The organism is Kitasatospora sp. NPDC040550 (assembly GCF_055594965.1).
Map to the genome: position 1 here is coordinate 65,421 of NZ_JBVIWC010000014.1, position 25,041 is coordinate 90,461.

Sequence of the window (25,041 nt, forward strand, 5' to 3'; positions counted from 1 at the left end):
GGAGACTTTACGCGCTCACACGGGCGAACCGGACAACGGGGGCCGGTCGCCGGAGCCCATGGGGCGCGTCAGTCGTCCACCACCATCGACCCGCCGGGGACCCGGGCCGCCAGTTCCTTCCAGAACCCCGCCCGGATGGCGTAGCGGTCGTGCTCGTCGATCTGGTCGTCCTTGTGGGCGAGCAGTCCGAAGCGGGCCGCGTAGCGCAGCAGCTCGCCGTCGACCCGGTGCGGGATGCGCGGGTAGTCGGGCCAGAGCAGGGTGAGCCGTTCGAGGTCGCCGAGGCGGTCGCTCCAGCGGCGGGCGAAGACCTGCCCGACCTCGTGGGCGTCGCCGCCGATGGTGGTGATGTCCTCCTCGCGGTCGGCCCAGCGCTGTTCGGCGGTGGTGAGCTGGGCCAGCGTGGGCAGGCCGTCCCCGGCGGTGACGGAGGGCTCGGGGGCGGGCCGGTCGACCCAGCCCCGGTCGGAGGACCAGCGCAGCACCGGTCCGCCGGCCACCTGCCCGTTGGCGGCCTGCCCGGCCGCGGCGTGTCCGTTGGCGTGCCCGTTCGCGGCCGCGGTGATCGGGGTGACGGCCGAGACCCGCCCGGCGAGGTCCTTCGGGGTGGGCACCACCCGCAGGGCGGCGGCCGGCTGGGGCCGCCCGTTCGCGGCGGGCGCCTCGGGCGCCGCCTCGGCGGCGGCCGGCCGGACGCCGGGGGGCACCACGCTGGGCAGCGAGGCCGGCGGGGCGGCGAGGATCTTGGCGATCTCCTGCCGGGCGCCGCCCGTCCCGGGTGCCGGGAAGACGGTGGAGTGGTCGCGCAGCGAGAAGGACCCCTCGATCCACTCGCGGTCCAGGACCCGCCGCTCGTCGGCCTCGCCGACCAGGTCCTCGGACTGGTTGAAGTCCCCGTCAGCGGCCTGCAAGGCCCACAGATGCACGGCCACGCCGTGCTCCTTGGCGGTCATCATGCCGGGCAGCAGGTCCCCGTCGCCGGTGATCAGGACGACGTCCGCGCAGGCCCGGTTGCGGGCGAGTTCGGAGAGTTCGGCGTGCATCGCGGCGTCGACGCCCTTCTGCACCCAGCGCCCCTCGGCCCGGGTGAGGGCGCCCAGCCGCACGGTGACCCGGGGCAGCACCCGCAGCCGCCGGTGCTCGGGCATCGGGCGGCGGTCGGGGGCCGCGTCGAACCAGTAGATCCGCAGCAGCGGCAGTCCGGTCTCGGCCTCGGCGCGTTCGCGCAGGGCGCTGATCAGCGCGGTGTGGTCGACGGTGACCTTGGAGCGGGAGGGGTCTCCGGCGAGGAGGCTGGCGGCGGCACCCAACAGGTATCCGGCATCCACCAGGACGACACAGCGGTCCATCCGCGCACCTCTTTCCGCTCGCCCTCGAAGGTCGGTCTGGGTGGGCGGTCCGCCCGTCGACCCGGCGTGCGGGGTGAGGGGCCCCCTGACCGCCCGATCGTTGGGTCACCTTTTCCCCCAGGTTCGGGGCCCGAACCTCGGCGGATGTCCCGGTCACGCAACAGCCGCCCCAATGAGTCGCAAAGAAACACGAAGGCGGGCCCCGTTCAACGACGGGGCCCGCCAAACGTCACGCGGGGTTGACCCGGGTCAGCCCTTGAGCTCGGCGGCGACCAGCTCGGCGAGCTGGACGGCGTTGAGCGCGGCGCCCTTGCGCAGGTTGTCGTTGGAGACGAACAGCGACAGGCCGTGCTCCACCGTCTCGTCGACCCGGATGCGGCCGACGTAGCTCGGGTCCCGGCCGGCGGCCTGGAGCGGGGTGGGGATCTCGGACAGCTCGACGCCGGGGGCGGCGGCGAGCAGCTCGACGGCCCGCTCGGGGCTGATCGGGCGCTCGAAGCGGGCGTTGATCTGGAGCGAGTGGCCGGAGAAGACCGGGACGCGCACGCAGGTGCCGGCGACCTTGAGCCCGGGGATGCCGAGGATCTTGCGGCTCTCGTGGCGGAGCTTCTGCTCCTCGTCGGTCTCGTTGGAGCCGTCCTCGACGATGGAGCCGGCCAGCGGCACCACGTTGAAGGCGATCGGCCGCTGGTAGACCTTGGGCTCGGGGAACTCGACGGCGGAGCCGTCGTGGGCGAGCGCGGAGGCGCCGTCCACGACCTTGGCGGCCTGGTCCTGGAGCTCGGCGACACCGGCGACGCCGCTGCCGGAGACGGCCTGGTAGGTGGAGACGACCAGGGCGGCGAGCCCCGCCTCCTCGTGCAGCGGGCGCAGCACGGGCATGGCGGCCATGGTGGTGCAGTTGGGGTTGGCGATGATGCCCTTGGGCCGGTCGGCGATGGCCTCCGGGTTGACCTCGGAGACGACCAGCGGGACCTCGGGGTCACGGCGCCAGGCGGAGGAGTTGTCGATGACGACGGCGCCGGCGGCGGCGACCTTGGGGGCCAGGGCCTTGGAGGTGGAGCCGCCGGCCGAGAAGATCACGATGTCCAGGCCGGTGTAGTCGGCCGTGGCCGCGTCCTCGACGGTGACCTCGGTGCCCTGCCAGGGCAGCGTGCGCCCGGCCGAACGGGCCGAGGCGAACAGCCGCAGCTGCTCCACCGGGCCCAGCCCACCTTCACGACCAGCCCGCTCCGCCAGGATCTCGCGGACCACGCCGCCGACCTGGCCGGTGGCACCGACAATGCCGATCTTCATTCCGACTACTCCTCTGAATGGTGCTGTCTACAGCCGCACTCTGCCCATCATGCCTTGTCACGCGGGTGGGGCGACCTGGTATTCCACGGTGTGAGAGGGGGCTCCGGACAGCCCTCAGTGGTCCAGACCATTGGCGAGGGCCAGCGCGGCCGCGACCTCCGCCTCCCCGGCCGGCAGCAGCGGCAACCGTACGTCCGGGGTCGGGATCCGGCCCTGGGCGTGCAGCACGCCCTTGGTCACCGTCGGGTTCGGCGCCGTGAAGGCGGACAGCGCCAGCCCGGTCAGCCGGTGCCCCAGCTCCCGGGCCCGGTCGACGTCCCCGGCCCGCCAGGCCTCGTACAGCTCGACGAAACGGGCGGTCGCCAGGTGCGCGGAGGCCAGGATGCCGCCGGCCGCGCCCAGCGCCAGCATCGGCGACAGGAAGGCGTCCTCCCCGGTGAGGAAGGCGAACCCGGCCGGGGCGTCGGCGAGCAGTTCGGCGGCCGCCTGGTCCAGCCCGCCGGTCGCGTACTTGACGCCCACCACCCCGTCGATCGCGGCCAGTTCGCGCAGCGCGGCGGTGGAGAGCTGCTGCCCGGTGCGGTACGGGATGTGGTAGACGACCAGCGGCAGCGGGCTGCCCGCGGCCAGCGCCCGGAAGTGGGCGACCGTCCCGGCCTCGCCGGCCCGGACGAAGGCGGGCGTGGTGACCAGCGCCGCCGCCCGCGGCAGCCGCGCGCCGAGCACGGCCAGCGCCTCGCCGACGGCCCGGGTGTCACCGCCGGAGGCGCCGACGGTCAGCTGCGCCCCGCGCTCGGCGCAGGCGGCCGCGGCGACCTCGACCACCGCGTCCCGCTCCTCGGCGGTGAGCGCGGCGGGCTCGCCGGTGGTGCCGAGCGCGACCAGGCCGGCCGCCCCGGCGTCCAGGACCTCGTGCGCGAGCTTCTCCAGCGCGTCGAGGGCGACGGAGCCGTCGGCGGCGAAGGGGGTGATCAGGGGGACGTGGATGCCCTTGAGTTCCATACCGACGATCCTGCGGCCCGCCGATCACCCGGGTCCAGTTCACATGTGTGACGCTTCTCGTAAGCTGAGCCGATGCTCGATGTCCGACGACTGCGCCTGCTGCGCGAACTCGCCCACCTCGGCACCATCGCGGCCGTCGCCGAGGCGCTGTCGTTCAGCGCCTCCGCGGTGTCCCAGCAGCTGTCCGTGCTGGAGAAGGAGGCCGGCGTCCCGCTGCTGGAGCGCACCGGGCGGCGGGTCACCCTCACCCCGGCCGGGCGGGGCCTGGTCCGCCACGCCGAGTCCGTGCTGGCCCTGCTGGAACAGGCGGACGCCGAACTCGCCCACGCCAAGCAGGGGTTGGCCGGTCCGCTGCGGATCGGCACCTACCCCTCGGCGGCCCGCGCGATCATCCCTGCGGTGCTCGCCGGGCTGGCCTCCTGGCACCCGGGCCTGGAGCCGATGGTCACCGAGGTGGACCCCGCCGCCGTCGGCGCGGCGCTGCGCGCGGGCGAGCTGGACGTGGCGCTGGTGCACGAGTACGACCTCGTCCCAGCCGACCCGGAACCGGGCCTGGCCGTGACCCGCCCGGTCTTCACCGAGCCGATGTACCTGGCCGCCCGCACCCCGGCGGTGCTCGCCGAGCAGCGCGGCGCGCCGTGGATCACCTCCCCGCCGGGCACGCTCTGCCACACCATGGCCGTCCGCGCCTGCGAGGCGGCGGGCTTCGCGCCCCGGATCCGGCACCAGATCGACGACTTCACCACGGTGCTCTCGCTGGTCGCCGCGGGCCAGGGGGTGGCCCTGGTCCCCCACCTGGGCACCGCCGGGGCCCCGCCCGGCGTGGTCCTCACCAGGCTGCCGATGTACCGCCGCACCCGCGCCGCCTTCCGGGCCGGCGCGGGCTCCCACCCGGCCATCTCGGCCTTCGTCTCGGCCCTGCACACGGCCGTTCCCCCGGGGCTGGGCAGCGGGGGCTGACGAACGCCCGGCTGCCCGGCTCCCGTGCTAGACCACCAGGCAGCTCGGCCCGAGCAGCTGCTTCAAGTCCCCGAACAGCGCCGGGTCGGACTTCACCCGGTGCCGGTCCAGCCGCAGCACCGTGGTCTTGGTGCGGCCCTCCAGCCGCACCCGCACCTCGGTCGTGCCCTTGTGGTGGGTCAGCACCTCGCTGAGCCGGGCGACCAGCGGCGGGGTGACCTTCCCGGTCGGGATGTTGATGGTGATCGGCGCCTCGGCGTGGGCGTTCGACAGGTCCGGGGCGGACAGCTCCATTCCCATCAGCCTCGGCACGTCCTCCCGCTTGTCCAGCTTGCCGCGCACGAACACCACGGCGTCCTCGACGAGTTGGGAGGAGACCAGCTGGTAGCTGGCCGGGAAGAACATGCAGTCGATCGAGCCCGCCAGGTCCTCGACGGTGGCGATCGCCCAGGCGTTGCCCTGCTTGGTCATCTTCCGCTGGAGGCCCGAGATGATGCCGCCGATGGTGACGATCGTCCCGTCCGGCCGCTCCGCGAGGTCCGCGACCGCGCAGTCCGCCTTGTCGGCGAGCACGTGCTCGATGCCGTGCAGCGGGTGCGAGGAGACGTACAGCCCGAGCATCTCCCGCTCCTGGGTGAGCAGGAAGGACTTCTCCCACTCCTCCTCGGAGAACACGACGTCCAGCCCGAAGCTCGGTTCGTCCGAGGCGGTGTCGCCGCCGAAGAGGTCGAACTGGCCCTCCGCCTCCTTGCGCTTCACCCCGACGACGTTGTCGATCATCGGCTCGAACTGCGCGCTCAGGCCCTTGCGGGTGTGCCCGAGCGAGTCGAAGGACCCGGCCTTGATCAGCGATTCGACGGTCCGCTTGTTGCAGACCACCGACTCCACCTTCTCCAGGAAGTCGGGGAAGGAGGTGAACTTCCCCTTCGCCTTCCGGGTGCGGATCATCGACTCGACCACCGGCCCGCCGACGTTGCGGATGGCGGTCAGGCCGAACCGGACGGTCTCGCTGCCGTGCGGCGTGAAGTCCGAGTCCGACTCGTTGACGTCCGGCGGCAGCACCTGGATGCCCATCTTGCGGCACTCGTTGAGGTAGACCGCCGACTTGTCCTTGTCGTCCTTGACGGAGGTGAGCAGCCCGGACATGTACTCGGCCGGGTAGTTGGCCTTGAGGTACGCCGTCCAGTACGAGACCAGCCCGTACCCGGCGGTGTGCGCTTTGTTGAACGCGTAGCCGGAGAAGGGGACGAGCACGTCCCACACCGCCTGGATGGCCGCGTCGGAGTAGCCGCGCTCGCGGCAGCCCTTCTGGAAGGGGACGAACTCCGCCTCCAGGATCTCCTTCTTCTTCTTGCCCATCGCGCGGCGCAGCAGGTCGGCCTGGCCGAGCGAGTAGCCGGCCAGGATCTGCGCGGCCTTCTGCACCTGCTCCTGGTAGACGATCAGGCCGTAGGTGGGCCGGAGCACCTCCTCCAGGGGCTGCTCCAGCTCCGGGTGGATCGGGGTGATCTCCTGCTGCCCGTTCTTGCGCAGCGCGTAGTTGGTGTGGGAGTTGACGCCCATCGGGCCCGGTCGGTACAGCGCCAGGACGGCGGAGATGTCCTCGAAGTTGTCGGGCTTCATCAGGCGCAGCAGCGAGCGCATCGGCCCGCCGTCGAGCTGGAAGACGCCGAGCGTGTCGCCGCGGGCGAGGAGCTCGTAGGTCGGCTTGTCGTCCAGGGGCAGATCAAGCAGGTTGATCTTGACGCCCTTGTTCTTCTCGATCGCCTTGACGGCGTCGTCCATGATCGTCAGGTTGCGCAGGCCGAGGAAGTCCATCTTGAGGAGGCCGAGGCCCTCACAAGTGGGGTAGTCGAACTGCGTGATGGTGACGCCGTCGGTGTGCCGGGTCCAGACCGGGATGTGGTCGGTCAGCGGCTCGGCGGACATGATGACGCCGGCCGCGTGCACGCCGGGCTGGCGGATCAGGCCCTCGATGCCGCGCGCGGTGTCGATGACCTTGCGGACGTCCGGGTCGTTCTCGTACAGCGCGCGGATCTCGCCCGCCTCGCTGTAGCGGGGGTGGCTGCTGTCCGTGATGCCGGAGAGCGGGATGCCCTTGCCCATGACGTCCGGCGGCATCGCCTTGGTGATCCGGTCGCCCATCGCGTACGGGTAGCCGAGGACCCGGGAGGAGTCCTTGATGGCGGCCTTCGCCTTGATGGTGCCGTACGTGACGATCATGGCGACCTTGTCGGACCCCCACTTCTCCGTCACGTACCGGATCACGTCACCGCGCCGGCGCTCGTCGAAGTCGATGTCGACATCGGGCATGGAGATGCGCTCGGGGTTGAGGAAGCGCTCGAAGATCAGGCCGTGCGGGATCGGGTCGAGGTCGGTGATGCCCATCGCGTAGGCGACCAGCGAACCGGCCGCCGAACCACGGCCCGGGCCCACCGCGATGCCCTGGCCCTTCGCCCACATGATGAAGTCGGCGACCACGAGGAAGTACGCCGGGAACCCCATCTGGATGATGGTGTCCATCTCGTACTCGGCGAGCTTCTTGTGCTCCTCGTCGTACCCGTTCGGGAAGCGCCAGTCCATGCCCTCCCAGACCTTGGACTTGAAGAAGTCCGCCTCGGACTCGAAGCCCTCCGGGATCGGGAACCGGGGCATCAGGTTCTTGAACTTGAACATGCCCTCGGTGTCGACCCGGGAGGCGACCAGCAGCTGGCTGTTGCGGCAGCCCTCCTGCCAGGCGTCCGAGGAGTCCAGCGCGTACATCTCGGCGGCGGACTTGATGTAGTAGCCGGTGCCGTCGAAGCGGAAGCGGTCCGGGTCCGAGAGGTTCTTGCCGGTCTGCACGCAGAGCAGCAGGTCGTGGGCGCCGGCGTCGGCCTCGGTGGTGTAGTGCGAGTCGTTGGTCACGACCGGGGGGATGTCCAGCTTCCGGCTGATCTCCAGCAGCCCGTCGCGGACCCGCTTCTCGATGTCCAGGCCGTGGTCCATCAGCTCCAGGAAGTAGTTCTCCTTGCCGAAGATGTCCTGGTAGTCGGCCGCGGACTTGAGCGCCTCCTCGAACTGCCCCAGCCGCAGCCGGGTCTGCACCTCGCCGGACGGGCAGCCGGTGGTGGCCATCAGGCCGCCGGACAGCTCGGAGATCAGCTCCTTGTCCATCCGGGGCCACTTCACCAGCCAGCCCTCGGAGTAGGAGCGCGAGGTCAGCTTGAAGAGGTTGTGCAGGCCCTCCTTGTTCCGGGCCCAGATGGTCTTGTGGGTGTACGCGCCGGACGCGGAGACGTCGTCCCGCTTCTGGTGCGGCTGGCCCCACAGGATGCGCTTGGTGTTGGAGCGGGACTCGGGGGCGACGTACGCCTCGATCCCGATCACCGGCGTGATCCCGGCGTCGGTCGCCTGCCGGTGGAACTCGGCGGCGCCGTACATGTTCCCGTGGTCGGTCATCGCGACGTGGGTCTGCCCCAGCCGCTCGACCTCCTTGAACATCTGCTTCAACCGGGCGGCCCCGTCCAGCATCGAGTACTCGGTGTGGACGTGCAGATGCGCGAACGGCTGATCGCTCAAGGCGGGGCCTCCGGAGGCTCTGGTGCTGATCTGGCGGGCCGGCGAACGCGCAGGTCACAGGGGGAGAAAGCCCTGGAAATGGAGGTGGCCCGAACGCCTCTCGGGGTCCGGACCGTCACTCACGCGTTCACGCGTCCACTCTAGCCCGCCCAGCCCTGCGCGAGACGTCGCCCCGCTGCTTCCCGGACCCCCCTCTCCTCCATCGGATCATCGCGCAGACAGCGCAGCCGGGCTCCCACCTCGGGCCCTTCCGGAGCGTGTTCGACCCCCGACAGCCGGGCACCGGACTCGCAGTCCCAGAGCGACTCGGTGAAGGCCTGGTCCATCCCGGCCGACCCCAGCGCCGCCAGGGCCTCCAGGTACGCGGCCCGCTCGTACGAGTGCGGGGTGTACAGCCAGAACCGCCGCAGCAGCGACACCGCGCCGCCCGCCCTCGGCCCGAACCGCGCCAGCCCGCGCGCCAGGTCGTCCGGTCCGCACCAGACCCCGTCCACCCAGTGCCGCTCCAGCTCGGCGAGCAGCAGCGGCACGTCGCTCTCGTCACCGCGGGCGGCCGGCACCGACGTCCCCAACCCGGCGGGCCGCTCCCGGGCCGGGCAGGGGTCCGGCGCCCGCCGCCCACGCCGGGGAGCCGGGCCCTCCTCGGCCGGGACGTACTCCGGCAGCGCCGCCCGGGCCTGCTCGGAGCCCCCGAGGACCAGCAGCTCCAGCACGCCGGTCGCCCGGTCCCGGGTTCCCTCGTCCTCGGCGGCCAGCAGGTCGACCACCGGGCCGAGCGGCAGCTCCAGGTCCCGGATCAGCCGCGCCAGGTACAGGTGCCGGTCGTCGACCTGCCGGTCCCAGCGCCACTCCCAGCGGACGCAGCCGTACACCAGCTCGGCGGCGGCGGCCGGGTCCTCCGCCGCCATCCGCGCCCCCAGGCCCCGGCCGCGCTGCAACAACCCCGGCAGCGTCCCCGCCGGTGCGTACTCGTATCTCCGCTCTGCCACGAACCCATCGTCCCGCAGCCCTGGCCGGAACCGCGCCCCGCCCGTCCGGGGCCGCCGTGAACGGCCCGGCCGCCGGCACCCGTTGGAACGGACACGGGGACGGCTTCCCACCGGAGCGGGCGCAACGTTTCGCCCCTCCCACCGCATCAGTGTGGTGGGAGGGGTCACGGGGAGGGAAAGGTCGCGCCCGCCGGGCGCATTGATTCGAGTACGCAGCAAAGAATTACCCCGCATTCATTGAGTTCGTATGCGATTCTCCTTCTCAAGGCCCCAAGTCCCATCTGTTGCAAGGCCGTGACAGTCCCGGCCGAAAAGTCGTTCGCCCAGCGAGGACCGACGGTTAGCATTCCGGAATGGAATCGAAACTCCCGCCGATGCGAAATTCCGCCGACCGTGCCGATACCGCCGGTACCAGGCCGGCCCGCAGGTCGCCGCTCCGGCTGGCCCGTCTCGGTGCGACCTTCGTGGGTGTGAGCGTCGTGTCCGGCGTGCTGCTGGCGGGCCTGGTGCTGCCGGTCGCCGGGGGCGTCGGGCTGACCGCCAAGAGCACCGCGGAAGGCTTCGACGACATCTCCGACGACTTCAAGACCCCGCCGCTCACCCAGGCCACCCAGGTCTTCGACGCCAAGGGCGGCCTGATCGCCAAGGTCTACGAGCGCGACCGCACCGTCCTCACCGCCGACCAGATGTCGCCGTACATGCGGCACGCCCAGGTGGACATCGAGGACGCCCGCTTCTACGAGCACGGCGCGGTCGACCTCAAGGGCGTCCTGCGCGCGCTCGGCAAGAACGCGGAGAAGGGCACCGCCGCCGAGGGCGCCTCCACACTGACCCAGCAGTACGTGAAGAACGTCAACGTGGAGAACGCCGGCGACGACAAGGACGCCGTCAAGGAGGCGCAGCGCAAGACCCTGGGCCGCAAGATCCAGGAACTCAAGATCGCGATCAAGCTGGACGAGGAGCTGCCGAAGGACCAGATCCTCACCAACTACCTCAACATCACCTTCTACGGGAACGGCGCCTACGGCGTGGAGGCCGCCTCCCAGCGCTATTTCAGCAAGAGCAACAAGGACCTGACCATAGCCGAGGCCGCCACCCTCGCCGGCCTGGTGCAGAACCCCTCCCAGTACGACCCGAAGCTCCACCCGGTGGCCGCACAGAAGCGCCGGGACACCGTCATCGACAAGATGCTGGAGAACAAGCACATCACCGCCGACCAGGCGAAGGAGGCGAAGGCGGCCCCGCTCGGCCTCAAGTACAAGGACCCGCAGAACGGCTGCATCACCGCCAAGGCCGGCATGGGCTTCTTCTGCGACTACGTGCGCCACGTGGTCAAGCAGGACCCGGCCTTCGGCAAGACCGCCGAGGAGCGGAAGAAGTTCTGGGACAAGGGCGGCCTGAACATCTACACCACGCTGGACCCGGACAAGCAGGCCGCCGCCCAGAACGCGGTGAGCGACAACGTGAAGGTCACCGACACCGTCTCCGCCGCCGCCACCATGATCGAGCCCGGGACGGGCAAGATCGTCGCGATGGCCCAGACCCGCCCGTACGGCCTGCTGACCGAGAAGAACCAGACCGTCGTCAACCTCAACGTCGACCTCGCGATGGGCGGCGGCAACGGCTTCCAGCCCGGCTCCACGTTCAAGCCGATCGTCGCGGCCGCGGCCCTGGAGGCGGGCCTGCCGGCGACCCAGGAGTACTCGGCGCCGAACAAGCTCGAGTACCCGACCATGAAGACCTGCGAGGGGACGTGGCGCAACGACGGCCGCCCCAAGACGGTGGTGCCCAACGAGTCCGCCGGCGAGAAGGGCCCGTACCAGCTCAAGATGGCGATGGCCCTCTCGGTCAACACCTACTTCGTGCAGATGGAGCAGGACATCGGCCTCTGCGCGGTCAAGCAGATGGCCAACAAGTTCGGCATCACCACCAAGGCCAGCGGCAAGCCGCTGGAGGAGGTCCCGGCGATGGCGCTGGGCGTCGAGGAGATGAGCCCGCTGACCATGGCGAACGTCTACGCGACCTTCGCCGCCCAGGGCACCCACTGCGACCCGGTCGCCATCACCAGGATCACCACGGTGGAGGGCAAGGACGTCCCCTCCCCGCCCGGACACTGCGAGAAGGTCTTCTCCGACTCGACGGCCCGGGCGATGAACACCGTCCTGAACGGGGTGACCGAGAACAAGGGCACCGGCGCCGCGCTCAACTTGAAGGACGGCCGCCAGATCGCGGGCAAGACCGGCACCTCGGACCACAAGAAGGCCGCCTGGTTCAACGGTTACACCCCGCAGCTGGCCACCGCGGTCTGGCTGGGCGGCCCGGCCGGCGGCGTCGAGATGCGCAACATCACCATCAACGGCGAGTACCACACCGAGGTGTTCGGCGCCGACGGCCCGGGCCCGATCTGGCGGGACGCCATGAGCGACGCCCTGCGCGGCACGCCCAAGCAGTCCCTCCCGATGGCCGACATCCCCGACCCGGCCCCGCCGAAGCCCGACCCGAGCAGCAGCGGGACGGGCACGACCCCGCCGTCCGGCCCCGCGTCCGGCTCCCGGACCGGCTCCCCGTCCGACGACAACTGACCAATCACCGCGCCCCCACCCCGGCGGCCCCTCACCCCCCGAGGGGCCGCCCCCGACGGCCCCTCGGAACCGCAACCCGCCCCGCCCCGTTCCCAGTCCCGTGCTCAGTCCCCCCGGTAGTACACCTCGATCGGCACCCGCGCCTCCTCGAACAGCGCCGGCCCCTCCTGCGCCACCACCGGCCAGGCCCCCGACGCCGGATTGAGCTCAACCAACTGCTCGGTCGTGAGCGCGTACACGACCCGCCCGATCCCCGACCTGACCAGCGCCCCCGCGCACATCCCGCAGGGCTGGCAGCTGGTGTACAGGGTGGTGCGGGCGGCCGCCTCCTCGTCCAGGGCCCGGGCCGCCCACCGGGCGAGCTTCAACTCCGGGTGCGCCGTGATGTCGTCGTCCCGTCGGACGGTGTTGTGCGCCTCGGCGAGCACCGTCCCGTCCGGCCCGGCCAGCAGCGAGCCGTACGGGGCGTCGCCCAACTCCACGGCCCGGGCCGCGATTCCGATCGCGCGCCGCAGCAGCGCCTCGTCGGCAGTCGTGATCACGCCGTCCTCCTCCATTCCTCGGCCACGGCCGTCAGGGCGCGCCACGCCGTCTCGGGGCGGCGGGTCTCCTCCGGGTCCGCATGGTACGGATCCAGCACCACGGCCTCCGCGCCGAGTCGGCGCAGTTCCCGCAGGTCGTCGACGACCTGCGCCAGGCTGCCGACCCCGGCGGGCCGGTCCGGGGCGTCGAGCGGCCCGTCGGTCAGCCGCAGCGCGATCCGCGGGGCGAAGCCCGGCAGCTCGTGGCGGGTCACCACCGATCGCATCAGGGCCAGTGGCAGCCGCAGCGGGTGCCAGGCGTCGCCGAACTCGACCACCCGTCGGATCGCGGCCTCGCTGTGCCCGCCGACCCAGACCGGGGCGGCGGCGCCCTCCCCCTGCTCCGCCCAGGATTCCCGCACCACCCGCAGGTACTCGTCCGTGAGCCGCCCTCGGGCCCCGAACGGCACCCCGAGCGCCTCGAACTCCTGCCGCGACCAGCCGACTCCGACGCCGAGCACGAAGCACCCGCCGCTGAGCCGGTGCAGGCTGGCGGCCATCCGGGCCACCAGCAGCGGGTGCCGGTACGGCAGCACCAGGACGGTGGTGCCCAGCCGCATCCGCCCGTCGCTCACCCCCGCCAGCCAGGACAGCGTGGCGAAGGGGTCGTAGAAGGGCTCCGGGTAGCGTTCGGCCACGTCCGCCGTCACGGCGACGTGGTCCGACACCATCAGCAGGTCGAACCCGAGCCCCTCCACCACCCGAGCCCAGTCGCGCAGCATGCCGGGGTCGGTCCCCGGTCCGAAGTTCGGTACGTTGACGCCTAGTTGCATGCCATGAGGCTATTCCCGGCCGGATCCGGCAGGGAACCCAATGATCACGGCAGAACCGGCCCCCGGCCGTGGATCCCCCGGTAAAATCGCGGAATGGCCGTGAACCTCGACGAAACCGACTGGGCGATCATCGACCAGCTCCAGCAGGAGGCCCGGATCTCGCTCAGCGAGCTGGGCCGCCGGGTCAACCTCAGCCCGTCCGCCACCACCGAGCGGGTGCGGAACCTGGAGTCGCTGGGCGTGATCACCGGCTACCACGCCGCCGTCGACCTCTCCAAGGTCGGCTACCCGGTGCTCGCCGTGGTCCGCCTCAAGTACCCGGGCAACCGCCACCAGCCGCTGCACCACCTGCTCTCGGTGCGCCGCGAGATCCTGGAGTGCCTGCGCACCACCGGCGACGACTGCTACACCCTCAAGGTGGCCGCGACCTCCATGGAACACCTGGAGACCCTGATCGACTCGCTGGCCGGCTTCGGCTCCACCACGACCAGCGTCGTCTACAGCCAGACCCTCCCCCGCCGCGGCCCGACCCGCCCCTGACCGCGCCCGCCCGGCCGCACCCGCAACCACGCGGCGGACGGTCAGCCGCCCACCGCCACCCGGCCGATCTCCGCCGCCACCGCCGCCGGCTCGGCGGGGACCGTCACCTGCGCGACCCCGTCCAGCCCGGTGTGCGCACCGACCCGTACCGACCGCTCCGCGTTCCGCAGCAGGTCCAGGTCGTTGATGTCGTTGCCGAAGGCGACGTACTCCGCGATCCCCAGCGACCGCAGCGCCTCCCACTTGTTCGTCGCCCCCGGCGCGAAGTCGATGATCGCCTCGTCCAGGTGGTGGTTGACGGTCAGTCCGAGCCCCCGGCCGAGCTCGGCCAGCCCGGCCGGGTCGGCGCCGCCGACGACCAGGAACTTGACCACCTCGGGCAGTTCGGCCAGCTCGACCCGCCGGGCCAGCCCGCCCTGGTCGACCCGACCGCGGATCGGGTGGTCCGCCGGTCCGGTGTAGGCGTAGTCCCAGGGCCCGTCCGCGAGGTACGTCGCCCCGTGCCGCCCGACCGCCTCCATCAGCGCCCCGAACCCGGCGGCCCGGAACGCGGCCCGGGCCTCCACCCGCCCGTCGACGGACACCAGGCTGCCGTTCCCGCCGATCAGCACCGCACCGGGGAACGCCCCGCCGAGCACCGGCAGCAGGTCCCGCACCGGCCGCGCCGAGGCGAACACCAGCCGGAACCCGGCCCGCTCGCATTCCCCGAGCGCGGCCAGGATGCGCCGGTCGATCGTCCGCCCGTCGAAGCAGAGCGTGCCGTCTATGTCGAAAACCACCGTGCGGGAGCGAAGTTCAGCCATTCCCGGATGATATCCACCGGACGGATCGTGCCCACACCGCCGCCGGACCACACCGCCGGACCACACCCGCCGAACCACACCCGCCCGGCCAGGACGGCCGCCGGCCCCCGCGGCCGGGCGGCGACCGGCGCTACGCCTCCAGGTCCGCCAGGAAGTCCAGCGCCGCCGCCCAGGCGCGCTCGGCGGCCTCCGCGTCGTAGTCGTCCAGGTCCTGGTCGGTGAACTGGTGCCCGGCGCCCTGGTAGCGGTGCACCTCGACCTCCGCGCCCGCCCGCAGCATCCGCAGGTACCAGGCGTTCAGCCAGTCCTCCGGCTCGAACGGGTCCGGCTCCGCCATGTGCAGCTGGACGGGGACCGAGGTCACCGCGTCCTCGCGCAGGTCCGAGGTGCCGTGCAGGAGCAGCAGCCCGCGCGCCTTCTCGTCCGCCAGCGCCAGGTTCTGCGCGACCGCGCCACCGAGCGAGATCCCGGCGTACACCAGCCCGCCCTCGGAGAGCGGGGCGGAGGCGACGACGGCGCGCCGGAGCAGCTCGTCGCCGCCGCCGATCTCCTCCTGGTACGCCTGGGAGGCCTCGTTGTCGTCGAAGGTGCGCCCTTCGAACAGGTCCGGCGTGTGCACGGTGTGCCCGGCGGCGCGCAGCCGGTCGGCGGCGGCCCGTACGGCCGGGCTCAGGCCGTGGGCGGAGTGGAAGAGGACGATCTGGGCCACGGTTCGGGTCCTTCGACGAGCGAGTTCAGGGATACCCACCCATGATCCCGCACCCGGCCGCGAACCCCCCACCGCGAGCCCGCCGCCCCGCAGCGCCCGTCAGCCCTGCGGGCTCCAGGCCGCCACCAGCGCGAGCAGCCCCGGGAAGCGGGCGTCGAGGTCCTCGATCCGCACGTGGCTGCGGCGCTCCAGCCCGTACTGGCGCTGGCGGGTGATCCCCGCCTCGCGCAGCGCCTTGAAGTGGTGGGTGAGCGAGGACTTGGGCCGGTCGAGGCCGAACCAGCCGCAGGAGTGGTCGTAGTCCTCGGACTCCAGCAGGAGCTTGCGCACGATCGTCAGCCGCAGCGGGTCGCTGAGCGCGCCCAGCACGGTCTCCAGCCGCAGCTCGTCGCGGCCCGGCTCGGGCAGCGGCTCGGGCAGGCCGGACGGCTCGGGGAGCACCTTGACGGCGGGTGCGGCGGCAGCGGCGCTCGTGGGCGTCGGCACGGTCCTCAACTCCTCAACTGCTCGCCTCCGCAGGCTCGACGGCCCGTGGGGCGATCCCGGATTTCCAGTACGACTCCAATCGTACTGGATGCTAAGTTCGACTCGACTCGTACAGCTGCGGAGCCCCGCAGCCCGCCTCGGGAGGGACCCGTCATGCCCGCAACCAGGACCACCCCAACCCCCGCCCCGACCGCCACCACCACCGCCGCCACCACCGCCACCGCCACCGCCACCGCCACCGCCACCGCCACCGCCCCGAACCCACCCGCCCCCCGCTGGTGGATCTGGCTCGCCGCCTGGCCGGTCACCGCCGTCTTCGTCCTGTCCAACGCCGCCACCCCGCTGTACGTGCTGTGGCAGCACGACATCGGCTTCTCCAAGGGCACCCTCACCGTGGTGTTCGCGTGCTACATCGTCGGCCTGATCGGCTCGCTGCTGGTCTCCGGCGTGCTCTCCGACCGGGTCGGCCGCAAGCCCGTCCTGCTGCCGGCCCTGGCGCTCGCCCTCGCCGCCTGCCTGGTCTTCGGCACCGCCACCAGCGTCGCCGCGCTGATCGTGGCGCGGCTGTTCACCGGTATCGCGGTCGGCGCCGTCGTCTCGGCCGGGATGGCCGCGGTGACCGACGTCGCCGGGCCGGAGCGCAGGCGGACCGCCGCCCTGCTCGCCTCCTGCGCGATGGTCTTCGGCGCCGGACTCGGCCCGCTGCTCGCCGGCCTGCTCTCCGAGCTGGCGCCCGCGCCCACCGGCACCGTCTTCGCGGTCGTGGCCGGGCTGCTGGCCGCCGCGGTGCTGGTCGTGCTGCGGATGCCGGAGTCCCGCCCGGAGTCCCGCCCGGAGTCCCGCGGCCGGGGCCCCTGGGTCCGGGTGCCCGGGGTCCCGCGCGGCACCGGCCGCCGACTCGCCCTCGGCATCGCGGTGTTCGCGCCGGGCATCACCGCGACCTCGTTCGTGCTGTCGCTCGGCCCCTCGCTGCTGTCCGGCCTGCTCGGCAGCACCAACCGGATCGTCGCCGGGGCGATGGCCTTCGTGATGTTCCTCTCCGCGACCGGGGTGCAGTTCGCCGTCCAACGGCTGCGCCGCCGCGGCATCCTGACGGCCGGTGCGGCGGCGACCGCGCTGAGCATGGCCGCCCTGGTCACCGCCGTGCACACCGGGAGCCCGGCGGCGCTGGTCCTGGCCGCGCTGCTGGCCGGCGCCGGGCAGGGCATGGGCCAGCTCGGCGGTCTGTCGCTGCTGAACTCCGGGGTTCCGGCGCAGCGCCTCGCCGAGGCCAACGCCGCGCTCAACGTGGGCGGTTACCTCCCGGCCGGCCTCCTGCCCGTCTCGGCCGGCTTCCTCAGCGACGCGGTGGGCCTGACCGCCGGCGCCACGGTCTTCGGCACCGTCCTGCTGGGCCTGGCCGTCCTCGGCGGCCTGGTGGTCCTCGCCACCGGACGCGGGGTGACCGACCCGGCCTGACGGTCCGGGAGGCACTCCCGCGAGCCCCCTCCCGCAAGCCCCCTCCCGCGGACGGAAGCTTTGCAACAACATTCCATCCCGATGGTATGTATGGGCTGTCGCGACGAGGGAGGGCAGTGGCATGGCACAGCAGGAACGGGCGCGCCGCACACGGGAGAAGGTCCTGACGGCGGCGGCCGAGATCTTCGCCGCCCAGGGCTACGAGAGCACCACGCTGAACACCGTGGCCGACCGCATCGGCATGACCAAGGGCGCGCTCTACGGCCACTTCCCCTCGAAGGCGTCACTGGCCCGGGCCCTGATCCAGGAGTCCCGGACCACCTGGACCAGCCTCCGGACCGAGTACGACACCCCGGACGCCGACCCCGCCGGGGCCCTCGAAGGCATCATGGTCGCCCTCGCCGACCGGCTGCGCTCCGACCTCCGGCTGCGCGCCGCGCTCCGGCTCGCCGCAGACTGCCCCGACCTGGCGAACTCCCCCGACGACGTCCTCGCCGAGATGCACGTCTCGCTGACCGACCTGGTCCGCCGGGCCCAGCGGGACAGCGGCTTCCCCACCCACTGCGCTTCCCTGGTGGCCGAGTTGCTGCTGACCGTGATCCGCGGACTGCTGAACACCCGTCCAGGGGGCGCCGAAGGGGACGCGCCCGGCGCCCGCACCCCCGGCGGGGACCCCCTGTGGCGCCTCCTCTTCGACGCCCTGTCCGGCGCCCCGTCCCCCGCCCTCCCCTGATCCCGACGCCCCGCCGAACCGAACGCCCGCCGGCCGAACCCCGCTACGACACCACGTCCTTGCGGGCGAATCCCCGGAACGCCAACGCCAACAGCACCACCGCGTACGACAGCGACAACGACACCCCCTGCACCATGCCGCCCCACTCCAACTGCGGCTGCAGGGCGTCCGCCCAGGCGTACTGCCAGTGCGCCGGCAGCCACTCCCGCAGGTCGCCCAGGGCCGTGACGGCGTCCAGCACCCCGGTGATGATCGACAGGAACACCGCCCCGCCGACCGCCCCCAGCGGCGCGTCCGTCGCCGTCGACAGCCAGAACGCCAGCGCCGCGATCACCAGCTCGCTCAGGAACACGAACGCCACCGCGATCGCGATCCGGGGCAGCGCCTCCCCGGCCGGCAGGCTGGCCCCGGCGGGCAGCTTGAGGTCCCCCCACCCGTACGCCACCGTGCCCACGACCAGGCCGATCGCGGGCAGCATGACGATCGCGACCGCCGAGAACGCCAGCCCGACGGCGAACTTGCGCACCAGCAGCCGCGCCCGCGGCACCGGCGCGGCCAGCAGGTAGCGCAGCGAGGACCAGCTGGCCTCGGAGGCCACGGTGTCCCCGCAGAACAGCGCGACGGGGATCACCAGCATGAAGCCGGTGCCGACGAACAGCATGGTGACGGCGAAGTTGGCGCCCGAGGCGGTGGCCAGGTCGATGAAGGTGGTCCGGTCGGGGCGCCCGGGGGTGCCGCCGATCTGGAACGCCGCCAGGATGACGAACGGCATCGCCGCCAGCACCCCGCCGATCACCATCGTGCGGCGCCGGCGCAGCTGCCGCATCGCCTCGACCCGCAGCGGCAGGGTCCGGCTCGCCCGGTACCCCCGCGCGTGGTCCGTCGGGGCGGCAGCGCCCCCGGACGGGACCCGATCCGTAGTACCGGCGCTCACGCCGCACCTCCGATCAACGACAGGAACGCGTCCTCCAGGCGCCGCTGCGGTCCGGCGCTCTCCACCGGCACCCCCAGCCGCACCAGCTCCGCCAGCAGCTCGCTCGCCGCGAGCCCGTCCAGCCGGACCAGCAGCCCGCCCTCGGCGGCCTCCGCCGAGCCGACCCCGGCCAGCGCACCGACCTTCTCGGCCACCGACTCCGGGTCGAAGCCCGCGGCCACACCGATCATCAGCAGCTCGCCGGCGCCGACGATCTCGCCGACCGGCCCGGCCGTGACCAGCCGCCCGCGGTCCATCACCACCAGGTCGGTGCAGCTCTGCTCGACCTCGGCCAGCAGGTGGCTGGACACGATGACGGTCCGGCCGGCGGCCGCGTACCGGATCATCACCTCGCGCATCTCGCGGATCTGCGGCGGGTCCAGCCCGTTGGTCGGCTCGTCCAGGATCAGCAGGTCCGGCATCCCGAGCATCGCCTGCGCGATGGCGAGCCGCTGGCGCATGCCCTGGGAGTACGTCCGCACCGCGCGGTCCAACGCCTCGCCGAGCCCGGCGATCGCCAGCGCCTCGTCGAAGCGGGCGTCGGCCTCCGGGCGCCCGGTGGCCTGCCAGTACAGCCGCAGGTTGGCCCGCCCGGTGAGGTGCGGCAGGAAGCCCGCGCCCTCCACGAAGGCGCCGACCCGCGAGAGCACCGGCGCCCCGGGGCGGATCAGGTGCCCGAAGACCCGGATCTCCCCGGCGTCGGGCCGGATCAGTCCCATCAGCATCCGCAGCGTGGTGGTCTTGCCCGCTCCGTTCGGACCGAGCAGGCCGAGCACCTGGCCCTGCTCCACCCGGAAGCCCAACTCCCGCACCGCGTAACGGTCCTGGGAGCCCTTGTAGCGCTTGCTCAGCCCGCTGATGCGCAGCGGCACCCCGGCCAGCTCCGGATCGAACTCCGGCCCCGACCGCCCCGACGACCCGCCGGCCACCCGACGCCGCCGCCGCGCCAACGGCACCAGCACCAGCCCGGCGGCCACCACCACGGCGACCACCGGCAGCATCCAGGTCCGCGCGGGCAGCGGCGCCGCCTCGGTGACCAGCTCCTCGACGGTCGGCGCGGCGAGCGCCCCGGCCACCGCGACCCGGTAGGTGGCCGGTTCGGCCGGCGAGGCGTACGCCAGGTCGGTGGACGCCAGCACCAGCCGCAGCCGGTGCCCGGCCGGGAAGTCGTGGTCCACCGCGGGCAGCTGAACGGTCACCGTCCTCCCGCCGTCCGCGTCCGCGCCGGTCACCCGCAGCGGGGCCGCCAACTGCTGCGGCAGCACCGCCTTGCCGTCCGGCCCGACGTCGTACAGCTTGGCGAACAGCACCGCGTCCGGCCGGTCGGCCTTCACCCGCACCGGCACGGTCGGCTGCCCGGTCAGGTGCAGCGACTTCTCCAGCGGCGCGGATTCGAAGGCGGCGTTCTGTCCGGGGAAGTCCAGCGAGAGACCGGCCCCGAGCGAGGCCGCCTGGCTCAGCGCGCCGATCCCCGGCAGCGTCGAGATCCCCGGCGGCGCCCCGCCGGGCGGGTTGGCGACGGGCTTCTCCCCGCCGGTCAGCTCGACGGACCGGGTGCCCGTCCCGCCGAGCCCCGGGTAGCGGTCGGCGTCGGCGCCGCGCAGCACGGCCTGGAAGCCGGTCGAGTCGACCCCGCCGGTCCGGGTCACCCGGAACTGCGGCCCGGTGTCGTTGCCGCGGTTCTTCACGTAGTGGTCGAACCAGGCGGTGACCCGGTCGTCCACCCGGGCGCTGGTGTCCGTCCCGCCGTCGTGCCCGCCCGCGAACCAGTCCACCGAGACGGGCGCGCCGTTGGCCGCGACCGCCCGGGCGATCCGGTCGCCCTGGTCGAGCGGGAACAGCGAGTCCTGCTGCCCCTGCACCACCAGGGTGGGGGCCTTGAGCTGCGCCGCCACCGAGGACGGGCTGGACCGGTCCAGCAGCGCGACGGCCTCCGGGTCGGCGTGCCCGGCGGTCGCCACCCGGTCGTACATCTGGCAGAGCGAGTCCAGGAACCGCCCGCAGCCGACCTGCCCGTCGGTCGGGGCGGCACCCGGCCCGGTCCCGTCCCCGCTCCCGCTCCCGGCGGTGGCCCCACTGCGCGGCGCACCGCCCGAGGGCCCGAGGTCCCCTGCCGAGCCGGTGGTGAAGAAGATCCCGGCCCACAGCTTCTTGAACACGCCGTCCGCCGCGCCCGAGCCCTGCACCCCCTGGGGGAACAGCGCGTCGGCCAGGTTCCACCAGGTGATCTGGGTGGCCACCGCGTCGATCCGGTGGTCGTAGGCCGAGGCCAGCAGCGAGATCGCCCCGCCGTACGAGGCCCCGGTGATCCCGACCCGGGGGTCGCCGGGCCCGTCCAGCTGCACCTCGGGCCGCTGGGCGAGCCAGTCCACCAGGTGCTTGACGTCCTCGACCTCCCGGTCGGGCGCGTTCAGTCCGATCTTCCCGCCGGAGTGCCCGAAGCCGCGCGCGGACCAGGTCAGCACGGCGTAGCCCTGCCGGGCCAGCTGCTCGGCGCGGTCCCGTTCGCCCTCCTTGGAGCCGCCGAAGCCGTGCGCGAGCAGGACGGCGGGGCGCGGGGCGGTGCCGGTGGTGAAGAAGGAGGTGTCCAACTGGACCTGCTGGGTGCTGCCGGGCGTCTCCGGCATGCTGAGGAAACGATCCTCTTGCCGGACCGACTGCTCGCCGCCGGACGCCACCGCCACCGTGCCCACCCCGGCGACCGCCACCAGGGCCACCGCCCCGGCGAGCAGCTTGCGCCGCACCGACGTTCCCCGTCCGCGCCATCGACGCCATGCCCCACCGAGCTCCATGGGGGCTGATCGTATCCGCCGCCGGGGTAGGCGTCCGATAAAGCCACCACCCCTATCACCCAGTTCCGCCCGCTAAACGCCGGTATCGTACGGCTCGCCCGCCTCTCCCCCACCGAGAAGGTCCCCCGTGCTCTGGCCGCTGATCACCCTGCTCGCCACCGTCGCCGCCACCCTCGCGGTCGGCTGGACCGTCGACCAGGCCCTCCAGCGGATCAGCGCCGGCCACCCGGAGGCCCCGGTCTGGGCACTGCTCCGCCGCTGCCGGATCCCGCTCCAACTCACCGTCGCCTCAGCCCTGTTGCTCGCCGCCGACCCGCTGAAACGGATCTTCCACCGGACCGAGGACGAGGGCGCCCACCACCTGCTCCTGCTGCTCCTGATGGCCTCGCTCGGCTGGCTCACCGTCCGCGTGGTGGCCGCCGTCCTGGAGGCGCTGCTCCGCCGGTACGAGACGGTCTCCGACGACCCGGCCCGGGTGCAGCGGGTGCGCACCCAGATCGGCATGCTGCGCCGGGTGGTCAGCGCGGTGATCGTCGTGATCACCCTCGCCGTGATGCTGCTGACCTTCTCCGCGATGCGCACCGTCGGCGCCAGCCTGCTCGCCTCGGCCGGCCTGATCGGCATCGTGGCCGGCATCGCCGCCCAGAGCACCCTGGGCAACTTCTTCGCCGGCCTGCAGATCGCCTTCGGCGACACCGTCCGGATCGGCGACACCGTGGTGGTGGACGGCCAGCAGGGCACCGTCGAGGAGATCACCCTCTCCTACCTGGTGGTCCGGCTCTGGGACTACCGCCGACTGGTCGTCCCGGTCTCCTACTTCGTCAACAAGCCCTTCGAGAACTGGACCCGCCGCGACCCCGGCCTGCTGGCGGCCGTCCTGCTCCACCTCGACCACACCACCCGGGTCGACGAGCTCCGCACCACCCTGCACGCCCTGCTGGAGCGGCACCCCCGCTGGGACGGCGAGGAGTGGGCCCTCAACGTCACCGACACCACCCCCAGCACCATCATCGTCCGCGCCACCATGACCGCCCGCACCCCCGACGACGCCGCCCAGCTCCGCTTCGACATCCGCGAACAGCTCATCGCCCACCTGCGCGACGAGCACCCCCACGCCCTCCCGCGCCTGCGCACCACCGCCGACTGACCCCGCGCGCCCCCTCCGGCGCACGATCCCCGCGCCCCGAAAGGGACGCGGGGATCCACGCGAACCGCCGTCAGAGCGTCTTCGTCATCGTCCGGTGCGCGATCCCGGCATCGTCGTACACCGGGCCCTGCGCCGCGTACCCCAGCCGCTCGTAGAACCCGAGCGCCTGCACCTGCGCGTGCAGCTCGACCTCGACAGCCCCCTGCTCGCGCCCGGCCGCCTCGATCGCCCGGACGAGGTCCGCCCCGAGCCCCGTCCCCCGGGCCGCCGCCACCACCGCGAGCCGCCCGAGCAGCACCCGGCCCGCGACGCCACCGGTCAGCTCCAGCGCCTCGTCACCGAAGATCAGCCGCCCGGTCCCGAGCCCGGCCCCGTCCGCGCCCACGGCCAGCACGTGCACCGAGGTCGCGTCGTACGCGTCGTACTCCAGCTCCTCCGGCACATTCTGCTCGACCACGAACACCTCGCGCCGGACCGCCCGGACCAGCTCCAGGTCCGCCTCGCCCACGGCGACCCGGACCCGCACCGAGACGGTCATCTCAGCTCTCCGCCGCGATGATGTCCAGCGCCTTCTGCAGGTCGGCCGGGTACTCGCTGCTGAACTCGACCCACTGCCCGTCCGACGGGTGCTCGAAGCCGAGCGAGACGGCGTGCAGCCACTGCCGGGCCAGCCCCAGCCGCTTGGCCAGCGTCGGGTCGGCGCCGTACGTCAGGTCGCCGACGCACGGGTGGCGCAGCGCCGACATGTGGACGCGGATCTGGTGGGTGCGGCCGGTCTCCAGCTTGATCGCCATCAGGGATGCCGCCCGGTAGGCCTCGATCAGGTCGTAGTGGGTGACGGACGGCTTGCCGTCGCGGGTCACCGCCCACTTCCAGTCCGAGCTGGGGTGGCGCCCGATCGGCGCGTCGACGGTGCCGCTAAGCGGGTCCGGGTGGCCCTGGACCAGCGTGTGGTAGCGCTTGTCGGTGATCCGGTCGTGGAACTGCCGCTTGAGGTCGGTGTAGGCCCGCTCGGACTTGGCGACGACCATCAGGCCCGAGGTGCCGACGTCCAGCCGGTGCACGATGCCCTGGCGCTCGGCGGCGCCGGAGGTGGAGATCCGGTAGCCGGCCGCGGCGAGTCCGCCGATGACGGTGGGGCCGGTCCAGCCGGGGCTCGGATGCGCGGCGACGCCGACCGGCTTGTCGATCAGCACGATGTCGTCGTCGTCGTGGACGATCCGCATGCCCTCGACCGGCTCGGCCACGATCTGCACCGGGGCGGCGGGGGCGGGGATCTCGACCTCCAGCCAGGAACCGGCGGTCACCCGGTCCGACTTGCCGGCCACGGCGCCGTCGAGCGTCACCTTGCCGTCGGCGGCCAGCTCGGCGGCCTTGGTCCGGGAGAATCCGAACATCCGGGCGAGGGCGGCGTCGAGGCGCTCGCCCTCCAGGCCGTCGGGAACGGGGAGGCTGCGGATCTGCGCTGCGGTACTCACCCGTACGAGTATGCCGGAAACCCGCCGCGCCCCTTCCCCCTCGCCGTACCGGCCGGCGGCCGGAGGGCTACTTGCCGCTCTTCTCCGGCTGCTGGTGGACGGTCCCGTCCGGGTTGCTGCCGCGGAAGGAGAGCAGCACCACGAGGATGCCGCCGCAGACGATCGCCGAGTCGGCGAGGTTGAAGACCGCGAAGTGCTGGACCGAGATGAAGTCCACGACGTGGCCTCGGAAGACGCCCGGCGCGCGGAACAGCCGGTCGGTGAGGTTGCCGAGGGCGCCGCCGAGCAGCAGCCCGAGCGCGATCGCCCACGGGAGGCTGTACAGCCGGCGGGCGATCCGCCAGATCACCACGATGACGGCGGAGGCGATCATGGTGAAGACCACGGTCAGCGCCTGGCCCATGCCGAAGGCGGCGCCGGAGTTGCGGATCACCTGGAGGGTGACGACGTCACCGATCACCTTGATCGCCGCGTGGTTCTCCAGCTTGGCGACGACCAGCAGCTTGCTGGCCAGGTCGACCAGGAACGCCAGGACGGCGACGACCAGCAGCACCCCGACCCGGCGCGGGCCCTTGGGCTTCTCCACCGCCGTGGCACCGCCGGCGACGGCACCGTCACCGTCGGGAACCGACTCGCCGCCCGCGGGAACCGCCCCGCCGTCCGCGGGCCCGGTGGACTCGGCCACGGCCACCTCCACGCCATCGGCGGGGTTCGGGACGGCGTCGTCCCGGGTCTGGGGGGAACCTTGCGTACTGATGATCCGCTCCGCTGCCGATGTGAGCCGATGAGGGCCTGAACGCGTCCGTACCGACGGGTCAGGCGAGGTTAC

At 72.7% G+C, this 25,041-nt stretch carries 21 protein-coding genes; 6 read left to right on the forward strand and 15 right to left on the reverse strand.

Going from position 1 to position 25,041, the window contains the following annotated elements; all coding sequences use genetic code 11:
* Positions 1 to 68: 68 nt before the first annotated feature.
* From ACZ58X_RS21445 to ACZ58X_RS21455, 3 genes are all read right to left on the reverse strand, one after another.
* On the reverse strand, positions 69 to 1,349 hold the full coding sequence (locus ACZ58X_RS21445) for an NYN domain-containing protein (RefSeq protein ID WP_470335197.1): 1,281 nt from the start codon (positions 1,347 to 1,349) through the stop codon (positions 69 to 71).
* A gap of 249 nt (positions 1,350 to 1,598) precedes the next feature.
* A complete protein-coding gene (locus ACZ58X_RS21450) occupies positions 1,599 to 2,645 on the reverse strand; it encodes an aspartate-semialdehyde dehydrogenase (RefSeq protein ID WP_470335198.1) in 1,047 nt (348 codons plus the stop codon).
* Between the two features lie 114 nt (positions 2,646 to 2,759).
* Positions 2,760 to 3,647 (reverse strand): dihydrodipicolinate synthase family protein, encoded by an 888-nt coding sequence (locus ACZ58X_RS21455; RefSeq protein ID WP_470335199.1) that lies wholly within the window; start codon positions 3,645 to 3,647, stop codon positions 2,760 to 2,762.
* Positions 3,648 to 3,719: 72 nt separating this feature from the next.
* Between ACZ58X_RS21455 and ACZ58X_RS21460 the strand changes: the two genes are divergently transcribed.
* Positions 3,720 to 4,607, forward strand: a complete 888-nt coding sequence (locus ACZ58X_RS21460; RefSeq protein WP_470335200.1) for a LysR family transcriptional regulator — start codon at positions 3,720 to 3,722, stop codon at positions 4,605 to 4,607.
* A 27-nt stretch (positions 4,608 to 4,634) separates the two neighbouring features.
* Here ACZ58X_RS21460 and dnaE read toward each other — a convergent pair whose 3' ends face one another.
* A complete protein-coding gene (gene dnaE, locus ACZ58X_RS21465) occupies positions 4,635 to 8,168 on the reverse strand; it encodes a DNA polymerase III subunit alpha (protein ID WP_470335201.1) in 3,534 nt (1,177 codons plus the stop codon).
* A 140-nt stretch (positions 8,169 to 8,308) separates the two neighbouring features.
* Positions 8,309 to 9,157 carry a hypothetical protein gene (locus ACZ58X_RS21470; protein WP_470335202.1) on the reverse strand — a complete coding sequence of 283 codons (849 nt, stop codon included), beginning with the start codon at positions 9,155 to 9,157 and terminating at the stop codon, positions 8,309 to 8,311.
* A gap of 470 nt (positions 9,158 to 9,627) precedes the next feature.
* Here ACZ58X_RS21470 and ACZ58X_RS21475 point away from each other — a divergent pair, with 470 nt between their 5' ends.
* Entirely contained in the window at positions 9,628 to 11,739 is a 2,112-nt protein-coding gene (locus tag ACZ58X_RS21475; protein WP_470335203.1) for a transglycosylase domain-containing protein, read from the forward strand.
* 104 nt (positions 11,740 to 11,843) lie between these two features.
* Here the strand turns inward: ACZ58X_RS21475 and ACZ58X_RS21480 are convergent, their stop codons facing one another.
* Together ACZ58X_RS21480 and ACZ58X_RS21485 are read right to left on the reverse strand one after the other, a co-directional pair.
* Positions 11,844 to 12,281 (reverse strand): nucleoside deaminase, encoded by a 438-nt coding sequence (locus ACZ58X_RS21480; protein WP_470335204.1) that lies wholly within the window; start codon positions 12,279 to 12,281, stop codon positions 11,844 to 11,846.
* Positions 12,278 to 13,093 (reverse strand): LLM class flavin-dependent oxidoreductase, encoded by an 816-nt coding sequence (locus tag ACZ58X_RS21485; RefSeq protein ID WP_470335205.1) that lies wholly within the window; start codon positions 13,091 to 13,093, stop codon positions 12,278 to 12,280. Before ACZ58X_RS21485 ends, ACZ58X_RS21480 begins: the two co-directional genes overlap by 4 nt.
* Before the next feature lie 93 nt (positions 13,094 to 13,186).
* Here ACZ58X_RS21485 and ACZ58X_RS21490 point away from each other — a divergent pair, with 93 nt between their 5' ends.
* Positions 13,187 to 13,633, forward strand: coding sequence for an Lrp/AsnC family transcriptional regulator (locus ACZ58X_RS21490; protein WP_470335206.1), 447 nt, complete (start codon positions 13,187 to 13,189; stop codon positions 13,631 to 13,633).
* Positions 13,634 to 13,674: 41 nt separating this feature from the next.
* Here ACZ58X_RS21490 and ACZ58X_RS21495 read toward each other — a convergent pair whose 3' ends face one another.
* From ACZ58X_RS21495 to ACZ58X_RS21505, 3 genes are all read right to left on the reverse strand, one after another.
* Complete coding sequence (locus ACZ58X_RS21495) at positions 13,675 to 14,436, reverse strand: HAD hydrolase family protein (protein WP_470335207.1); 762 nt, start codon at positions 14,434 to 14,436, stop codon at positions 13,675 to 13,677.
* 130 nt (positions 14,437 to 14,566) lie between these two features.
* Positions 14,567 to 15,145: a dienelactone hydrolase family protein gene (locus ACZ58X_RS21500; protein ID WP_470335208.1), complete on the reverse strand. Its 579-nt coding sequence runs from the start codon at positions 15,143 to 15,145 to the stop codon at positions 14,567 to 14,569.
* Positions 15,146 to 15,244: 99 nt separating this feature from the next.
* Positions 15,245 to 15,631, reverse strand: coding sequence for an ArsR/SmtB family transcription factor (locus tag ACZ58X_RS21505; protein WP_470335209.1), 387 nt, complete (start codon positions 15,629 to 15,631; stop codon positions 15,245 to 15,247).
* Between the two features lie 153 nt (positions 15,632 to 15,784).
* Here ACZ58X_RS21505 and ACZ58X_RS21510 point away from each other — a divergent pair, with 153 nt between their 5' ends.
* Complete coding sequence (locus tag ACZ58X_RS21510; RefSeq protein WP_470335210.1) at positions 15,785 to 17,089, forward strand: MFS transporter; 1,305 nt, start codon at positions 15,785 to 15,787, stop codon at positions 17,087 to 17,089.
* 121 nt (positions 17,090 to 17,210) lie between these two features.
* Positions 17,211 to 17,822, forward strand: a complete 612-nt coding sequence (locus tag ACZ58X_RS21515) for a TetR family transcriptional regulator (RefSeq protein WP_470335211.1) — start codon at positions 17,211 to 17,213, stop codon at positions 17,820 to 17,822.
* A gap of 43 nt (positions 17,823 to 17,865) precedes the next feature.
* Here ACZ58X_RS21515 and ACZ58X_RS21520 read toward each other — a convergent pair whose 3' ends face one another.
* Both ACZ58X_RS21520 and ACZ58X_RS21525 read right to left on the reverse strand, forming a co-directional pair.
* The gene (locus ACZ58X_RS21520; RefSeq protein ID WP_470335212.1) at positions 17,866 to 18,756 is read right to left on the reverse strand and encodes an ABC transporter permease; all 891 of its coding nucleotides are present in this window, start codon (positions 18,754 to 18,756) and stop codon (positions 17,866 to 17,868) included.
* A complete protein-coding gene (locus ACZ58X_RS21525; protein ID WP_470335213.1) occupies positions 18,753 to 21,587 on the reverse strand; it encodes an alpha/beta fold hydrolase in 2,835 nt (944 codons plus the stop codon). The genes ACZ58X_RS21520 and ACZ58X_RS21525 overlap by 4 nt, the downstream gene beginning before the upstream one ends.
* A 127-nt stretch (positions 21,588 to 21,714) precedes the next feature.
* Here ACZ58X_RS21525 and ACZ58X_RS21530 point away from each other — a divergent pair, with 127 nt between their 5' ends.
* Entirely contained in the window at positions 21,715 to 22,734 is a 1,020-nt protein-coding gene (locus tag ACZ58X_RS21530; RefSeq protein ID WP_470335214.1) for a mechanosensitive ion channel family protein, read from the forward strand.
* A 70-nt stretch (positions 22,735 to 22,804) separates the two neighbouring features.
* On the opposite strand, the gene ACZ58X_RS21535 is transcribed toward ACZ58X_RS21530, so the two are convergent.
* The 3 genes from ACZ58X_RS21535 to lspA form a co-directional block, all read right to left on the reverse strand.
* Positions 22,805 to 23,272, reverse strand: coding sequence for a GNAT family N-acetyltransferase (locus ACZ58X_RS21535; protein ID WP_470335215.1), 468 nt, complete (start codon positions 23,270 to 23,272; stop codon positions 22,805 to 22,807).
* 1 nt (position 23,273) lies between these two features.
* A complete protein-coding gene (locus ACZ58X_RS21540; protein WP_470335216.1) occupies positions 23,274 to 24,212 on the reverse strand; it encodes an RluA family pseudouridine synthase in 939 nt (312 codons plus the stop codon).
* Between the two features lie 67 nt (positions 24,213 to 24,279).
* Complete coding sequence (gene lspA, locus ACZ58X_RS21545) at positions 24,280 to 24,972, reverse strand: signal peptidase II (RefSeq protein ID WP_470335312.1); 693 nt, start codon at positions 24,970 to 24,972, stop codon at positions 24,280 to 24,282.
* Between the last annotated feature and the right edge of the window lie 69 nt (positions 24,973 to 25,041).

Bases quoted from the DNA above. Each gene is read 5' to 3' on its own strand.
- ACZ58X_RS21515 (WP_470335211.1), top strand. From the start codon at position 17,211: ATGGCACAGCAGGAACGGGCGCGCCGCACACGGGAGAAGGTCCTGACG.
- ACZ58X_RS21525 (WP_470335213.1), bottom strand. From the start codon at position 21,587: ATGGAGCTCGGTGGGGCATGGCGTCGATGGCGCGGACGGGGAACGTCG.
- ACZ58X_RS21510 (WP_470335210.1), top strand. From the start codon at position 15,785: ATGCCCGCAACCAGGACCACCCCAACCCCCGCCCCGACCGCCACCACC.
- ACZ58X_RS21455 (WP_470335199.1), bottom strand. From the start codon at position 3,647: ATGGAACTCAAGGGCATCCACGTCCCCCTGATCACCCCCTTCGCCGCC.
- ACZ58X_RS21450 (WP_470335198.1), bottom strand. From the start codon at position 2,645: ATGAAGATCGGCATTGTCGGTGCCACCGGCCAGGTCGGCGGCGTGGTC.
- ACZ58X_RS21445 (WP_470335197.1), bottom strand. From the start codon at position 1,349: ATGGACCGCTGTGTCGTCCTGGTGGATGCCGGATACCTGTTGGGTGCC.
- ACZ58X_RS21495 (WP_470335207.1), bottom strand. From the start codon at position 14,436: ATGGCTGAACTTCGCTCCCGCACGGTGGTTTTCGACATAGACGGCACG.
- ACZ58X_RS21535 (WP_470335215.1), bottom strand. From the start codon at position 23,272: ATGACCGTCTCGGTGCGGGTCCGGGTCGCCGTGGGCGAGGCGGACCTG.
- ACZ58X_RS21490 (WP_470335206.1), top strand. From the start codon at position 13,187: ATGGCCGTGAACCTCGACGAAACCGACTGGGCGATCATCGACCAGCTC.
- ACZ58X_RS21485 (WP_470335205.1), bottom strand. From the start codon at position 13,093: ATGCAACTAGGCGTCAACGTACCGAACTTCGGACCGGGGACCGACCCC.
- ACZ58X_RS21460 (WP_470335200.1), top strand. From the start codon at position 3,720: ATGCTCGATGTCCGACGACTGCGCCTGCTGCGCGAACTCGCCCACCTC.